This window comes from Lachnoclostridium sp. An131 (assembly GCF_002160825.1).
Lineage (GTDB): Bacteria > Bacillota > Clostridia > Lachnospirales > Lachnospiraceae > Laedolimicola.
Map to the genome: position 1 here is coordinate 131,709 of NZ_NFLI01000001.1, position 15,421 is coordinate 147,129.

The following is a 15,421-nucleotide window of genomic DNA, read 5'->3' on the forward strand; positions in this document are numbered from 1 at the left end:
TGATATGTTAAAGACGCCGATTTGTGAGATGCTGGGAATTCAATATCCGGTATTTCAGGGCGGAATGGCATGGATTGCGGACGGCCGTCTCGTGGCCGCAGTGTCAAATGGCGGAGGCCTTGGCATTGTAGCTGCGGGAAATGCGCCGGCTGACGTGGTAAGGGAAGAGATTCGGACTGCCAAGTCTCTGACAGATAAACCCTTCGGCGTCAACATCATGCTGATGAGCCCGTTTGCAGACGAGATCGCAGCGCTTGTATGCGAGGAAAAGGTTGCCGTTGTGACCACAGGAGCCGGCAATCCTTCTAAATATATGAAGGCCTGGAAGGAGGCGGGGATCCATGTGATTCCGGTAGTGCCTTCTGTAGCCATGGCGAAGCTGATGACGAGACTGGGAGCCAGCGCGGTCATCGCCGAGGGCGGTGAGAGCGGCGGCCATGTGGGTGAGCTGACTACGATGGTACTGGTTCCTCTGGTATGTGACGCGACGGATCTGCCCGTCATTGCGGCAGGCGGAATTGCGGACGGCCGCGGTGTAGCGGCAGCCTTTATGCTGGGAGCCTGCGGCGTTCAGATGGGAACCCGGTTCTTAAGCGCTGAGGAATGCTCCATCCACCCGACCTATAAGGACAGAATCCTGCATGCTACGGATCTTTGCACGACTGTGACAGGAAAGCGCCTGGGCCATCCGGTGCGCAGCCTGCGGACACAGTTTGCGAGAGAATATACAAAGGCAGAGTACGGCGGAATGGCAGACGACGATCTGGAGCAGCTTGGCGTGGGAGCTCTCCGCAAGGCTGTCAAGGAAGGCGATATGGAAAAGGGATGCTTCCTGGCAGGTCAGGCGGCGGCTTTCGTGAAGAAGGAGCAGCCGGCGGCTGAGATTGTCCGCGAAGTGATTGAGGAAGCGGAACCGATTCTGAAGGGAGCCTGCAAATGGGTAAAATAGCGTTTGTATTTTCCGGGCAGGGCGCCCAGCACACCGGCATGGGACGGGAGCTCTTTGAAACAGTCCCTGCGTCTGCAGAGATTTTCCGGAGAGCGGATGCCGTCCGGCCGGGAACCTCAGAGCAGTGCTTTAGCGGAAGCGATGAGCTTTTAAGCGTGACAAAAAATACGCAGCCCTGCCTGTTTGCCATGGAAATGGCGGCGGCAGCGGCTCTGACGGAAGCCGGGATTCAGGCGGAAATGGCAGCAGGCTTTTCTCTGGGAGAGCTTGGCGCGCTGGCCTTTGCGGAGACGGCGGATTTTGAGACGATGTTTTCCCTTGTCTGCAGACGGGGAGAGCTGATGCAGGAGGCTGCGGAGGCAAATCCGGCTTCCATGGCTGCCGTGGTAAAGCTGACGGCAGACCAGGTGAAGGAGGTCTGCGGCGGCTTTTCTAAGGTTTATCCGGTAAACTTTAACTGCCCGGGCCAGGTTTCCGTATCCGGAAAAGCAGAAGAGATGAAGGCCTTTGGCGAGGCGGTAAAGGCGGCAGGCGGACGCATGATTCCCCTGAAGGTAAAGGGCGGCTTCCATTCTCCGTTTATGGAGACAGCGGCAGCAGCCTTCCGCGAGGAGCTTTCCAGAACATCCATAAAGGCGCCGGAGCTTCCCGTGTACGCGAACCGCACGGCGGAGCCCTATCCCGGAGAGGGGCATGAGGCAGAGGTGAGGGAGCTTCTTGGAGAGCAGATTGTATCTCCGGTGCAGTGGGAGCAGACCATCCGCAATATGATTGCAGCCGGAGCCGATACCTTTGTGGAAATCGGGCCGGGAGAGACCCTCTGCGGTATGATTAAGAGAATTGACAAAAATGTGAGAACCTTCGCAGTGGAGGATAGGAAAGGTCTTGAGGCCGTAAAGGCCGGACTGCTGTCCTAGAGCGCAGCAGACAGGCGGATTTACAAAGCTGAGGCTGATTGTCCCCTGTGTATGCTGACGATGAAAATATCGGGACAAAAAAACAATGGAGGTAGCTGTATGTTAAAGGGAAAGATCGCAATCGTGACGGGCGGTTCCCGCGGAATCGGCGCCGCAGTCGTGCGGGAGCTGGCTGCGCAGGGAGCAGATGTGGCTGTCATTTATGCGGGAAACCAGGAGCTGGCGGATAAGATCTGCCAGGAATGCCGGGACAGATACGGAGTGAGAGCCGGAAGCTACTGCTGCAACGTGGCAGACTTCGAAGCGGCGAAGGAGACAGTCGCCAGGATTAAAGAAGATTTCGGCAGAGTGGATATCCTGATCAACAATGCGGGAATTACAAGAGATAAGCTGATCCTTATGATGAAGGAAGAGGATTTCGACGCCGTTCTGAATACGAACCTGAAGGGGGCGTTCAATATGATCCGGCACTGCAGCAGCCTCTTTGTCCGCAATAAGGGCGGAAGAATTGTCAATGTGTCTTCCGTAGTGGGACTTCACGGGAACGCAGGCCAGTCCAATTACTCTGCGTCCAAGGCAGGCGTCATCGGCCTGACTAAATCTGTGGCGAAGGAGCTTGCGTCGAAGAACATTCTCTGCAACGCGGTTGCGCCCGGTTTTATTGAGACGGATATGACAAAGGAGCTGTCTGGGGCAGAAAGCGCCTGGATGAGCATGATACCGCTGGGACGGGCCGGAGCGGCAGAGGAAGTGGCAAAGGCGGTCGTCTTTCTGGCGGACGCAGACTATATCACAGGTGAAGTGCTGCGCGTAGACGGCGGCATGGGTATGTAAGAGGAGTATAAGTTATGAATCAGATAAATCGCAGGGTAGTGGTTACCGGGCTTGGAGCGGTATCTCCGGTGGGAAATGATGTGAAAACAAGCTGGGATAACCTGATCTCCGGCGTGCACGGAATCGGACCGATTACCCGTTTTGATACGACAGAATATAAGGCAAAGCTGGCGGCTGAGGTACGGGGCTTTGACGCCAGACAGTATATGGAAAAGGCAGAGACCTTAAGAAGCGATCTCTATGCCCAGTATGCCCTTGCTTCTGCCTGCCAGGCAGTGGAGGAGAGCGGCATTATGGGAACGGTGGATCCGGAGCGCTTCGCCGTTTATTTTGGCTCCGGAATCGGCGGAATCAATACGTTTACCAGAGAGCACAAGAAGCTTCTGGACCGGGGACCGTCCAGGGTTTCTCCGTACTTTATTCCGATGATGATTGCAAATATGGGAGCGGGCATGATCGCGATCCGCTTCAACTGCCAGGGAGCAGCCCTTCCGGCTGTGACGGCCTGCGCCTCCGGCTCCAACGCCATCGGTGAGGCTGTCCGTGCCATCCGCCACGGCTATGCGGATGCAGTGATTTCCGGAGGAGCAGAGGCTTCCATCAATGAGTGCGGCGTGGCGGGTTTTATCAATATGCAGGCCCTTTCCGTATCAGACAATATCGACGCGGCTTCTCTGCCCTTTGATAAGCGGCGCGCAGGCTTTATCATCGGTGAGGGAGCAGCGGCCCTGGTGCTGGAGGAGTATGAGCATGCAGTAAACCGCGGAGCCAGGATCTATGGAGAGATCAGCGGCTATGGTTCTACCTGCGACGCTTACCATATCACAGCGCCCCTTCCGGACGCGGCAGGCGGAGCAAGAGCCATGAAGCAGGCTCTGGAGGAGTCCGGCTATACGGGTGAAGAGAAGCTTTATATCAATGCCCATGGCACAGGAACGCCGCTGAACGATTCCGGCGAAACCATTGCCATCAAGACGGCGCTGGGAGAGGAAAAGGCTTATCAGTCTTATGTAAGCTCAACCAAGTCCATGACAGGCCATATGCTGGGCGCAGCCGGCGCCATGGAGGCGATCGTCTGCCTGAAGGTTCTGGAGACAGGCATCATTCCGCCGACTCTGAACCTGCTGGAAGCAGATCCGGCCTGTGATCTGAATTATGTGCCGAACCAGGCGGTAAAGGCTGATATTGATCTGTGTCTTTCCAATTCTCTGGGTTTTGGCGGACACAATGCATGTCTTGCGTTTAGAAAGGTGTAAGAGCTATGAATGAAGCTGAGATCAGAAAGTATGCGTCCCTGATGAGGGAGCTGGATCTGACGGGGATCGAGATTGATGAGAGAAACGGAGTCATCCGTCTGGAGAGAGAAAAAGGGTCTGCGGAGAGCGGATCCTTCCTCTCCGGCGCGGGAGCTGTTTCGGAAAGCGGAATGGCTTTCGGAGCGCCGGCGGCTGCAGGCTCCATGGCGGCGCCGGAGACCGTAGGCCCGGCGGTATCTGCTGCCGCGGCCGGGGAGCATCCGGGCATGGGAATTCTGGACAGCGTGAAGTCCCCCACGGTGGGCGTCTTTTACGCCGCTCCGGCCGAGAATGCAGATCCCTTTGTAAAGGTGGGAGACGTGGTGCATAAAGGAAGCGTGCTCTGCATCATTGAGGCCATGAAGCTGATGAACGAGGTGCTGGCTGAGAAGGACGGCGTGATTGAGGAAATCTGCGCCCGGAACGGCCAGCTTGTGGAATACGGAACAGAGCTTTTCCGGATAAAGGAGCTGAGCGCATGAACAGAGAAGAGATAAAGACGATTCTGCCACACAGAGACGCCATGCTGCTTCTGGACGAGGTGGTTCAGGCGGAAGATACCGCCGTGGGAACGCTCCATATCAGGGGAGACGAGTGGTTCCTTCAGGGGCATTTTCCGGGAAATTCGGTAGTGCCGGGCGTGATTCTCTGTGAGATTCTGGCCCAGTCCTCCTGCATCCTTCTGAAGGGTGAGATGACAGAAGGAAAGCTTCCGTTCTATACCGGAATGAATCAGGTAAGATTTCGTTCTCCCGTGAAGCCGGGAGATACGTTTACGACGCGCTGCCGCATCAAGAGGTCCAAAGGCCCCTTCTATTTCGCGGAGGGCAGCGGATACGTAGACGGAAAGCTCTGTGTTCAGGGCGAATTCTCCTTTGCGATTATCGACCAGGAGAAGGAACAGAATAAGAGCGTTTGAGAGGAGTCACCCGGAATGTTTACAAAGATATTAATTGCCAACAGAGGCGAGATTGCCGTCCGGATTATCCGGGCCTGCAAGGAGATGGGAGCAGCGTCGGTGGCGGTCTATTCCGAGGCCGACCGGGAGACCCTTCATACGGCCCTTGCGGATGAAAGCATCTGTATCGGCCCGGCTTCTGCGTCGGACAGTTACCTGAACGCGGAACGGATCATCAGCGCGGCTCTGGCGACAGGGGCGGCAGCCATTCATCCGGGCTATGGATTTCTGTCAGAAAACAGGGATTTCGCAGAGCTGTGTGAGAAGAACGGCATTGCTTTTATCGGCCCTTCCGCAGCGACCATGAAGAGCTTAAGCGACAAGGCGGAGAGCAAGAAGCTGATGAAGGAGGCCGGGCTGCCGGTGATTCCGGGAACGGAAGCATTAAGCGGCGTGGAAGAGGCCCTGAAGGAAGCCGAAGATATCGGCTATCCGGTGATGCTGAAGGCCCGCTCCGGAGGAGGTGGAAGAGGCATCCGCGTCATTCATGACAGGGAAGAGCTTCAGAAGGCCTACGCCACGGCGGAAGCCGAGAGCAAGGCGGCCTTTGGAGACGGCGCCCTGTATCTGGAGAAATATATCTATCCGGCCCGTCATATTGAGGTGCAGATTCTGGCGGACGAATCCGGCCAGGTGCTCTGCCTGGGCGAACGTGACTGCTCTGTGCAGAGACGCCACCAGAAGCTCATTGAGGAGTCTCCGTCTCCGGCGGTAAGCGACGCCCAGAGAGAGGGGCTGATTGCCCTGGTGCGGGAGGCTGTGCCGAAGATCGGGTATGTGGGAGCGGGAACGCTGGAGTTTCTGCTGGATCCCCAGGGAAATTTCTGGTTCATGGAAATGAATCTCCGCCTTCAGGTGGAGCATGGCGTCACCGAGATGCTCACCGGCGTGGATCTGGTAAAATGGCAGATCCGGACGGCGGCCGGGATTGCCCTGAAGCAGAAGCAGGAGGAAATCTCCATGACAGGCTCCTGCATCGAGTGCCGCATCAACGCCCGGTCGACAGGAAAAATCACAGCGCTTCACATTCCGGGCGGACCCTTCGTGCGTTTTGACACGTACCTGGTCCAGGGAGTGGAAATCACGCCCTTTTACGATTCTCTTCTGGGAAAACTGATTGTCTATGCGGGTACCCGTGAGGAGGCAGTGCGGAAGATGAAAGCGGCTCTCTGCGAACTGGTGATTGAGGGAGTGGAGACGAATCTGGAGGAACAGCTGGCCCTTGTGGGCGAGGCAGAATTCTCCGATGGAACCTATGATTTACGCTTTATGGAAAGCAGGTGAGTCTTATTATGCCTATCTTGAATTTCAGACGGCGTCCTCAGAATGAGCTGGAGAGGGGAGGACGCTCCAGAGCGCGGGCCGATCAGACGGATCCGGAAATTTCCTGTCCGAACTGTCACAGGTCCTGGCCTGTCAGCAGCGTATGGGCCAACTATAATACCTGCCCCGGCTGCGGCTGGCATTACCGGACAGGAGCCAGGCAGAGAATCAGCTTTACGGCGGATGAGGACTCCTTTGAGGAGATGTTCTCGGATATTGTGTCCACCGATCCGTTGAAATTCCCGGGGTACACGAAGAAGCTGTCGGTGGTGCGGGCCGCCAGCAATGAAAAGGAAGCGGTTGTCTGTGGTACAGCCTCCATAGGAGGACAGAAATGTGCTCTTTTTGTGATGGAACCCCAGTTTATGATGGGAAGCATGGGCGCTGCCGTGGGCGAGCGGATTGTGCGGCTTTTTGAGTACGCTGCAGAGCAGGAGCTCCCGGTGGTAGGCTTTACCGTATCCGGAGGAGCCCGGATGCAGGAGGGACTCTTTTCGCTGATGCAGATGGCGAAGACCAGCGGAGCGGTTTTGAAGCACAGTGAAAAAGGTCTGTTTTATCTGCCCGTGATTACAGGTCCCACCACAGGAGGCGTGACGGCCAGCTTTGCCATGGAGGGAGACATTATTCTGGCAGAGCCGGGAGCTACGATTGGATTTGCAGGCGCGAGAGTCGTGGAGCAGACAACGCGGAAACCCCTTCCGAAGGGCTTCCAGACTGCGGAATCCATGCTGGAGCACGGGTTTGTAGACGCCATAGTGCCCAGAAACAGGCAGCGCAAGGTGATTGCCCAGCTTTTGAGGCTCCATACAGGAGGCGTGAAATGAACAAGACAGCCTATGACAGTGTAAAGCTTGCCCGGGGCAACGGCCGTCCCACAGGGCTTGACTATATCAAAGAGATTTTCACGGAATTTTTTGAACTGCACGGGGACCGGCGCTTTGCGGATGATCCGGCTGTGGTCGGAGGCGTAGCCCGTCTTTCGGGCCGCCCGGTGACAGTCATCGCTATCGAGAAGGGCCATACCGCGAAAGAGCGGGCGGCGCGTTTCTTTGGGGCGCCGGGGCCGGAGGGCTACCGGAAGGCTCTGCGCCTGATGAAGCAGGCAGAAAAGTTCAACCGCCCGGTAATTTGCTTTGTAGACACCTCGGGAGCCTACTGCGGTGTGGGAGCGGAAGAGCGGGGACAGGGCCAGGCTATCGCGGAGAACCTGATGACCATGATGGGCCTTTCTGTTCCGGTGATTTCCATTCTGATCGGAGAAGGCGGAAGCGGCGGAGCGCTGGCTCTGGCCGTGGCGGACCGTGTGTGGATGCTGGAAAATGCCATCTATTCTGTAATTTCCCCGGAGGGCTGCGCAAGCATACTCTGGAAGGATGCAGCAAAAGCAGGGGAGGCGGCGGCCTGCCTGAAGCTGACGGCCCAGGATGCAAAGGAATTTGGATTTGTGGAAGAGGTTATTTCAGAGGAACAGCTTGGACAGCCAGGCTTTTATGCAGAGCTTCGCCGGAAGCTGGAAGGGGAGCTGAAAGCGTTGTCCGGAACACCTGACTTGAAAGAACAGCGCTATGAGAGATTCCGGGCTTTTGGAAGGAGCAGCTTATGAGTATCATTCAGAATTTTTTTGACGAAACAGTAGATCAGAACGGACGCCTGACAGACATTCAGGCACACTGGCCGGATAATTTCAATTTCGGCTATGATGTGGTAGATGCGATTGCCCAGGAGACGCCGGATAAGCGCGCCCTGGTATGGTGCAACACGGAGAATGAGGAGCATATTTTCACCTTCGGAGACATCCGGGAGCAGAGCAATCGGGCGGCCAACGCGCTTCTGGAAGCTGGAATCAAAAAGGGCGACCGGGTCATGCTGGCACTGAAGCGCCACTATGAATACTGGTTTATTTCCATAGCGCTTCACAAGATTGGAGCCGTAATGATTCCGGTGACCCATATGCTGACGACGGAGGATTTTATCTACCGGATTCGCAGCGCAAAGGCAAGCGCCGTGATCTGCACGCCCATGGACGAGGTGCCGGAAAAGGTAAAAGCGGCTGTGGAAGAATTAAACGCTGCCTGCCGGCTGTGGACAGTAAAAGAGACGGTGGACGGATTTGAGAATTTCACAGAAGCGTGCGCTCAGGCGTCGTCGGAACTGGAGCGTCAGGAGACAAGGGCCACGGACCATATGGTGATGTATTTCACCTCCGGAACCTCCGGATATCCCAAGGGAGTCATTCATGACTTCACCTACCCTCTGGCCCACTATGTGACTGCAAGGTACTGGCAGCAGGCGGAAGACGGCGGACTTCATTTTACGATTTCCGAGACCGGCTGGGCAAAGGCCTCCTGGGGTAAGCTCTATGGACAGTGGCTTGTGGGCGCTGCGGTTATGGTATATGATTTTGATAATTTTGAGCCGAAGCAGCTGGCTGCCGTGATCAACCGGTATGGCGTGACCTCTTTCTGCGCTCCGCCTACGGTTTACCGTTATCTGACAAGAAAAGACGCGCCTGCCGTGCCTTCGGTGAAGCATGCCGTCACTGCGGGCGAATATCTCAGCGAGGAAGTGTTTGAGCGCTTTCAGAAGCAGTCCGGACTGACGCTCTGCGAAGGCTACGGACAGACAGAGACGACGCTGCTCCTGGCTAATTTCAGGGGAATGGCCTCCAAAGACGGCTCCCTGGGACAGCCGTCGCCCATGTACCAGATTGAGCTGCTGGGCAGGGACGGAAAGCCTGTTCCGGACGGAGAGCTCGGAGAGGTGTGCGTCATCCCCAAGGACGGAAAACGGCCTCTGGGCATCTTCTGTGCTTACCTTGACAACGAGGAAAAATATCAGGAGGTCTGGAGAGGCGGCGTATATCACACCGGTGATGCGGTCTGGCGTGATGAGGACGGCTATTACTGGTTCCACGGACGTTTTGACGATATCATCAAAAGCGGCGGCTTCCGCATCGGACCCTATGAGGTGGAGAATGTGCTGATGAAGCATCCGGCCGTGGCTGAGTGCAGCGTCATCGGTGTGCCCGACAAGCTCCGCGGCCAGGCCATTAAGGCGATTATTGTGCCTGCCCCCGGCTATACGCCGTCCAGGCAGCTGGATAAGGAAATCCGGGAGTTCTGCAACTCGGAGCTGGCAGAGTACAAGTGGGTGCGGCTCATTGAATTCGTGGAGGAGATGCCAAAAACCATTAGCGGCAAGATCCGGAAAGCGAAGCTTCGCGAAGACAGCGCCAGAGCAGCAGGTTGAAGAGACGGGAAAAGGATGTTATAATAAAACTGCTTCCTGCCGCTGTCTGTGCGGATCGGGAGCAGTTTTTTACAGGGCTGAGGTGTATTGCCCCTTGCATACCGACGCTATGAAGGGTTCTGCGGCTCCGGACAGAATGGAAAGGACCGCTTTGTGAAAACAGGAAGGTGCATTTGCAGTATGAGAGACAGGTTTGAGCTTTTTACGATGGCAGTCACACGTGCTTACAAATATGTTCAGCAGATCAAAAAGCATGAAAGCGCTACCTTTGGGATCAAGGGAATCCATGTGATGTGCATGGTAGCTCTGGGAAAGAGTGAAGAAGGGCTCACTGTGACGGAGCTTTCTGCCAGGTGCTGTGAGGATAAGGCTGCTATTTCCAGGACAGTGGACAATCTTGCGGAAAAAGGATACGTCGCCTACGAGGAGACAGAGGCGAAACGCCGGTGGCGCACCAAGGTCATGCTTACAGACAAAGGCAGAGAGATTGCCAAAGGAGTAGATGAGCTCATAGAGGATATTGTAACAAAAATAAGAGGCGATCTCACAACAGAACAGGAGGCAGCCTTTTACAGAGTGTTTTCTGCCATCAATGACAGACTGGCAGAATATTGTGAGATGCTGGAAGCGAGGTGAAGACAGCCCTGACTACAATACGGGAAGAAAATACTGGAACAAGCTAAAACAGAGGTTGAAAGAAAAAAATAAAAAAATTAAAAAAAGTACTTGCATTTGAGAAAAACCTGTGCTACAATAACATTCGCTGAAAACAAAGGGCTATCGCCAAATGGTAAGGCAACGGACTCTGACTCCGTCATTTCAAGGTTCGAATCCTTGTAGCCCTGCTTCTGGGACCCGGTGAGAGATCACCGGGTTATTTTTAACTGTGATATTTTGCAGGCCATGCAGTTGCGGTCTGTATGAGCTTTGGACAGGGAGGAAGCGTATGTATTCGTTTGACAGCTGTGTCCGCTACAGCGAGGTGGGCGAGGATAAGAAGCTGACGCTGAACGGAATGATTAACTATTTTCAGGACTGCAGCACCTTTCATTCAGAGGAGCTTCAGGTGGGCGTGGGAAAGCTGGAAGCCCTGCAGAGGGTGTGGGTTCTGTCCTCCTGGCAGATTGTGATTGACCGGTATCCGTCTCTCTGCGAAAGGATACGCATCTCCACCTGGCCGTATCAGTTTCAGGGATTCTTAGGCTGGCGTAATTTTACGATGACAGACGGGGACGGAAGGATGCTGGCCTGGGCCAACAGCCTGTGGACCTTTCTGGATACGCAGACAGGACGGCCTGCGCGGGTGCCGGAGGAGATTGAGAATGCCTATGAGCTGGAAGAAAGGCTGGATATGAATTATGCATCCAGAAAGCTTCCGATGCCGAAGGGGGGAGAGACGGGAGATCCCTTTGCCGTGCAGAAGCATCATCTGGATACGAATCATCATGTGAACAACGGGCAGTACATTCAGATGGCCCGGGAATATGTGCCGGAGGATTTCCGTATCCGCCAGATGCGTGCGGAATATAAGAAATCAGCGCTTCTGGGGGATATGATTTATCCGGTAACCGCTTTTGAAGACGGGAGATATACGATTGGCCTGTGCGATGAGCTTGGAAAGCCCTATGCAGTGGTAGAGCTTTCATAAGGGAAGGCGAGGGCTGGAAAATGGATGCACCGGCAGAGCCGGAGAGAGAAGAAACGTAGAGAAAACAGCAGAGAGGAATATAGAAATGATTGAGCTTGGGAAAACGCAGGAACTGACAGTCATAAAGAAAGCGGATTTTGGCGTCTATCTGGCAGAGGAGCCGGGGGCTTCAGAGAAGGTGCTGCTGCCGAAAAAGCAGGTTCCGGAAGGGACCGGACTCGGCGGCCGGCTGAAGGTCTTTGTATACCGTGATTCCCAGGACCGGCTGATTTCCACGACCCGTGAGCCGAAGCTGGAGCTGGGCGGACTGGCGGTGCTTAAGGTGGTTCAGGCAGGAAAGATCGGCGCGTTTCTGGACTGGGGGCTGGAAAAGGATCTTCTGCTTCCATTCCGGCAGCAGACCCGGCGTGTCAAGGAAGGGGAAGAGGTTCTGACTGCCCTGTACATTGACAAGAGCGGCAGGCTCTGCGCCACGATGAATGTCTATGAATACCTGGAGACTAGATCGCCCTACAGGAAGGACGACCGGGTGAGGGGAACGGTCTATGAGATTAGTCGGGAGTTTGGCGCATTTGTGGCGGTAGATAACCGCTATTCCGGCCTGATTCCCCGAAAGGATTTTCATGGAGGCGCTCAGATAGGAGATGTGATCGAGGCCCGTGTGACAGCGGTGCATGAGGATGGAAAGCTGGACCTGAGCATGAGGGAAAAGGCGTATCTTCAGCTGGATCAGGACGCGGAAGCTGTGATGAAGGTCATTGATGAGTTTGACGGCGTGCTGCCCTTCACTGATAAAGCTTCACCAGAGATCATTGAGCGGGAGCTGAAGCTCAGTAAAAATGCGTTCAAACGGGCCGTGGGAAGGCTTCTGAAGGAGGGCAAAATAGAAATAACAGAGAAGAGCATCCGCCGCAAATCATAAAAAAGTACCAAATTTTGAAAAAATAAAAAAAATCTCTTTCCAAAGGCGCGCTTAGCGGTTATAATGATGGAGAAGAAAGGGGTGAATAAGATGAAGGTTCAGAATATTACTGACATCGATAAGTTTTTCAAGGTAGTTGACAGCTGCAAAGGGAAGGTAGAGCTGGTTACAGGAGAGGGAGACAGACTGAATCTGAAGTCAAAGCTTTCTCAGTACGTTTCCATGGCGAACATCTTTTCCAACGGTGAGATTCCGGAGCTTGAGATTATCGCTTACGAGAAGGAAGACATCGACAAATTAGTTTCATTTATGATTAATGGTTAAGTAAAATGAGGTAATGGTTCCCGGAGGGGACAGTTACCTCATTTTTCGATCAATGGTTTTTTTCGTAAAGAATGAGCAGGCCCTTCAGCAGCAAATCATCCTCGAGAATCATCTCGTGCCGGCACAGAGGGGCGACGACTCCTGCAAGGCCTCCTGTGGCGACGACCGTGCATGCTTCTCCCAGCTCTTCGTTGATCCGGTCAATCAGACCGTCCAGCGCTCCGGCGCTTCCGTAGAGAATCCCGCTTTTCATGGAATCGACTGTATTGCTGCCAATCAGCTTTTTCGGCGGATCTAGAGAGATCCGGGGCAGCTGCGCTGTCCGGCTGGACAGCGCAGACAGAGAGATGGCAAGCCCGGGAAGAATCATTTTTCCAATGTACGTTTTTGTCCGGTCAATCACAGAGACAGTCGTAGCCGTTCCCATATCGATGATAATCTGAGGGACGGGATGGCAGTGTACGCCTGCCACGGCGCCGACAATCAGATCGCTGCCCTGGGCAGCCGGATCGTCCACGTTCATCTTCAGGCCTGTTTTGATGCCGGGGCTTACGACAAGGATGCGGGCTCCGGTATATTTTTCCGCAGCTTCCTTTACGGTTCCGGTCACAGAGGGCACGACGGAAGAGAGAATCCCGCCCTGGATCTGAGAGGGCAGGATTTCGTGAAGCTCCAGGGTTTCCTTGAAAATAGTGGCATACTCCAGGCTGGTCGCCTCCTGCTCTGTGGAAAAGCGCTCGTGAAAGAGAAGCCGGGCTTTTCCCGGGCCCTCCTGTTCAAAGCAGCCTATGACAATATTTGTGTTTCCGATATCTATCGTGAGAATCATGTGCCATTCCTCCGGGGGCAAAATTTGACGCTCGCTGGGTGGGCGGATGACCGGGAAACCAGGCCTTTTGCCCACCCGCGTTTAAGCCGGCGCGCTTTTCATAAGCGAGTTACTTCTGCGAGGCAAACAGGCGGGAGCGGTACAGCGCATATCCGACGGCTCCTGTGAGAATCGTGGAAGCGACCATCTCGCAGACGGCGTTGATGCCCACGAAGGAGCAGACGAACAGAAGAATATTCCGGCCGCCGATAAGCCCTTGCACATAGTCCGTGTTTCCGTAAAGCGCTATCAGGGCTGTCATGAAAAAGAGCGTGTTCAGAAAGGCGGAAAAGAAGCCTGTGACAAAGCAGCCCAGGCGGGCGCCCTTCGTTTTCTGTACGAAACGGAAAATATAGCCCAGCAGAAAGCCGTCCAGAACCCGGGGAACGAACCGCTGGATAAAAGCCAGAACGGGATTGATGTCGAAAAGAATGGCTCCCATGGCGCTCAAACCGCCGACGCCGATGCACTGAAGAAAGCTTGTCAGCCCGAATACGGCTCCCGCGGCGGCTCCGCCTGCAGGTCCCAGGGTGACGGCTGCCAGCGCGACAGGGATGACATTAAACGAGATGGCCAGCGGGCCGATGTTCAGATATCCCAGAGGCGTGTAAGCCATGAGAAGCAGAATGCCGGTCAGCAGCCCGAGAATGGTTAGCTGCCGGGTGTTGAAAGAGTTTTTCATTTGGTTTTCCTCCTTGTTATTATTCTTCACATGAAGATACAATACATTCCAGTTATACCATAGAAGCGGAAAAAAAGATATAAAAACTTTTGTCTTTTTGTGTTATACTAAGACATATCTATGCAGTGATAAAAGAAAGGAAATCAATCATGCAGTTAAAGGGAAAGACTGTGGTGCTTGCCGTCTCGGGAAGCATCGCTGCATATAAAATCGTAAACCTGGCCCGGATGCTGAAGAAGCTGGGGGCAGACGTACAGGTGCTGATGACGAAAAACGCGGCAGAATTCATCACGCCCCTGACCTTCGAGGAGCTGACGGCAAATAAATGCCTGGTAGATACCTTTGACCGGAATTTTCAGTATAATGTGGAGCATGTGGCCCTGGCGAAGCGGGCAGACGTGGTGCTCGTGGCGCCGGCTTCCGCCAATGTCATCGGAAAAATTGCGAACGGCATTGCGGATGATATGCTGACGACAACTGTCATGGCCTGCCCCTGCAGAAAAATCATTTCCCCGGCTATGAACCATAATATGTACCACAATCCGATCGTGCAGGACAACCTTCAGAAGCTTGCGCGTTTCGGCTATGAGATTATCCCGCCGGAGCGCGGCATGCTGGCCAATGGAGACAGCGGGGACGGGCGGATGCCGGAGGAGGGCGTGCTGCTGGAATATGTGCTGAAGGAGATTGCTTTCCCGAAGGATCTGGAAGGGAAGAGGGTGCTGGTGACGGCGGGAGCCACTCAGGAAGCCATCGATCCGGTGCGTTTCATCACGAACCACTCCTCGGGCAGGATGGGCTTCGCCCTGGCCCGCGCCGCGAGCCTGCGCGGCGCGGCTGTCACAGTCGTTGCGGCTCACACGGATGTGGAGCCGCCGCTGTTCGCAGACGTGGTGCAGACGCAGTCAGCGGAAGACATGTTCCAGGCAGTGGCAGCTCGGGCGGAAGAAGCGGATATTATTATCAAGGCCGCGGCTGTAGCGGATTATACGCCGGTGGAGACGGCGGAGAATAAGATTAAAAAGGCAGACGGAGAGCTGACACTGACCCTGAAAAGGACGAAGGATATTCTTAAGTATCTTGGGGAGCACAAGCGGGAAGGGCAGATTCTCTGCGGCTTTGCGATGGAGACGGAGGAGCTTTTGGCGAATGCACGGAAGAAGCTGGAGAGTAAGCATTGCGACCTGATCTGTGCCAACAGCCTGCGGGCAGAGGGCGCAGGCTTCGGGACGGATACGAACCGGGTAACCGTGCTCACAAAGGAGAAGGAGATCGATCTGGAGCTTCTGACAAAGGAAGAGACGGCCCACCGGATACTGGATATCATCTGTGGAATGCAGAGGAGCTGAAGGAACAGAAGGACTGGAAGCGCAGAAGGCTCTGGGAGCGCGGCGTCAGGCTTCGGGCACAAGAAAATACGAAGTGCAGCCGTGTTCTCGGAAAAGAGGA

The 15,421-nt window shown here is 54.9% G+C and carries 17 protein-coding genes and 1 tRNA gene; 16 read left to right on the forward strand and 2 right to left on the reverse strand.

Features of this window, described 5'->3' with window-relative positions:
* Nucleotides 1–4: 4 nt before the first annotated feature.
* From fabK to B5E77_RS00685, 15 genes are all read left to right on the forward strand, one after another.
* Entirely contained in the window at nt 5–949 is a 945-nt protein-coding gene (fabK, locus tag B5E77_RS00615; protein WP_087163451.1) for an enoyl-[acyl-carrier-protein] reductase FabK, read from the forward strand.
* Nucleotides 937–1,866, forward strand: coding sequence for an ACP S-malonyltransferase (fabD, locus tag B5E77_RS00620; protein WP_087163452.1), 930 nt, complete (start codon nt 937–939; stop codon nt 1,864–1,866). Before fabK ends, fabD begins: the two co-directional genes overlap by 13 nt.
* A gap of 99 nt (nt 1,867–1,965) precedes the next feature.
* Nucleotides 1,966–2,700, forward strand: a complete 735-nt coding sequence (gene fabG / locus B5E77_RS00625; RefSeq protein WP_087163453.1) for a 3-oxoacyl-[acyl-carrier-protein] reductase — start codon at nt 1,966–1,968, stop codon at nt 2,698–2,700.
* Nucleotides 2,701–2,723: 23 nt separating this feature from the next.
* A complete protein-coding gene (gene fabF, locus B5E77_RS00630; protein ID WP_162609617.1) occupies nt 2,724–3,956 on the forward strand; it encodes a beta-ketoacyl-ACP synthase II in 1,233 nt (410 codons plus the stop codon).
* 5 nt (nt 3,957–3,961) lie between these two features.
* Nucleotides 3,962–4,477: an acetyl-CoA carboxylase biotin carboxyl carrier protein gene (gene accB / locus B5E77_RS00635; RefSeq protein ID WP_087163455.1), complete on the forward strand. Its 516-nt coding sequence runs from the start codon at nt 3,962–3,964 to the stop codon at nt 4,475–4,477.
* Nucleotides 4,474–4,914 carry a 3-hydroxyacyl-ACP dehydratase FabZ family protein gene (locus B5E77_RS00640; protein WP_087163456.1) on the forward strand — a complete coding sequence of 147 codons (441 nt, stop codon included), beginning with the start codon at nt 4,474–4,476 and terminating at the stop codon, nt 4,912–4,914. Before accB ends, B5E77_RS00640 begins: the two co-directional genes overlap by 4 nt.
* A 15-nt stretch (nt 4,915–4,929) precedes the next feature.
* Nucleotides 4,930–6,237 (forward strand): acetyl-CoA carboxylase biotin carboxylase subunit, encoded by a 1,308-nt coding sequence (locus B5E77_RS00645; RefSeq protein WP_087163457.1) that lies wholly within the window; start codon nt 4,930–4,932, stop codon nt 6,235–6,237.
* An 8-nt stretch (nt 6,238–6,245) separates the two neighbouring features.
* Nucleotides 6,246–7,103, forward strand: coding sequence for an acetyl-CoA carboxylase carboxyltransferase subunit beta (locus B5E77_RS00650; RefSeq protein ID WP_087163458.1), 858 nt, complete (start codon nt 6,246–6,248; stop codon nt 7,101–7,103).
* On the forward strand, nt 7,100–7,882 hold the full coding sequence (locus tag B5E77_RS00655) for an acetyl-CoA carboxylase carboxyltransferase subunit alpha (protein ID WP_087163459.1): 783 nt from the start codon (nt 7,100–7,102) through the stop codon (nt 7,880–7,882). Before B5E77_RS00650 ends, B5E77_RS00655 begins: the two co-directional genes overlap by 4 nt.
* Entirely contained in the window at nt 7,879–9,528 is a 1,650-nt protein-coding gene (locus B5E77_RS00660) for an AMP-binding protein (protein WP_087163460.1), read from the forward strand. The genes B5E77_RS00655 and B5E77_RS00660 overlap by 4 nt, the downstream gene beginning before the upstream one ends.
* A 180-nt stretch (nt 9,529–9,708) precedes the next feature.
* Complete coding sequence (locus tag B5E77_RS00665) at nt 9,709–10,164, forward strand: MarR family winged helix-turn-helix transcriptional regulator (protein WP_087163461.1); 456 nt, start codon at nt 9,709–9,711, stop codon at nt 10,162–10,164.
* A gap of 137 nt (nt 10,165–10,301) precedes the next feature.
* A tRNA-Gln gene (locus B5E77_RS00670) sits at nt 10,302–10,373 on the forward strand.
* A 101-nt stretch (nt 10,374–10,474) separates the two neighbouring features.
* Nucleotides 10,475–11,176 (forward strand): acyl-[acyl-carrier-protein] thioesterase, encoded by a 702-nt coding sequence (locus B5E77_RS00675; protein WP_087163462.1) that lies wholly within the window; start codon nt 10,475–10,477, stop codon nt 11,174–11,176.
* Nucleotides 11,177–11,261: 85 nt separating this feature from the next.
* Nucleotides 11,262–12,098, forward strand: a complete 837-nt coding sequence (locus B5E77_RS00680; protein ID WP_087163463.1) for a CvfB family protein — start codon at nt 11,262–11,264, stop codon at nt 12,096–12,098.
* A 90-nt stretch (nt 12,099–12,188) separates the two neighbouring features.
* Entirely contained in the window at nt 12,189–12,422 is a 234-nt protein-coding gene (locus B5E77_RS00685; protein ID WP_087163641.1) for a polya polymerase, read from the forward strand.
* A gap of 49 nt (nt 12,423–12,471) precedes the next feature.
* Here the strand turns inward: B5E77_RS00685 and B5E77_RS00690 are convergent, their stop codons facing one another.
* Both B5E77_RS00690 and B5E77_RS00695 read right to left on the reverse strand, forming a co-directional pair.
* Nucleotides 12,472–13,251, reverse strand: coding sequence for a type III pantothenate kinase (locus B5E77_RS00690; protein WP_087163464.1), 780 nt, complete (start codon nt 13,249–13,251; stop codon nt 12,472–12,474).
* Between the two features lie 109 nt (nt 13,252–13,360).
* A complete protein-coding gene (locus B5E77_RS00695) occupies nt 13,361–13,972 on the reverse strand; it encodes an ECF transporter S component (protein WP_087163465.1) in 612 nt (203 codons plus the stop codon).
* A gap of 149 nt (nt 13,973–14,121) precedes the next feature.
* Here B5E77_RS00695 and coaBC point away from each other — a divergent pair, with 149 nt between their 5' ends.
* Nucleotides 14,122–15,321 (forward strand): bifunctional phosphopantothenoylcysteine decarboxylase/phosphopantothenate--cysteine ligase CoaBC, encoded by a 1,200-nt coding sequence (coaBC, locus tag B5E77_RS00700; RefSeq protein ID WP_087163466.1) that lies wholly within the window; start codon nt 14,122–14,124, stop codon nt 15,319–15,321.
* Nucleotides 15,322–15,421: the final 100 nt, after the last annotated feature.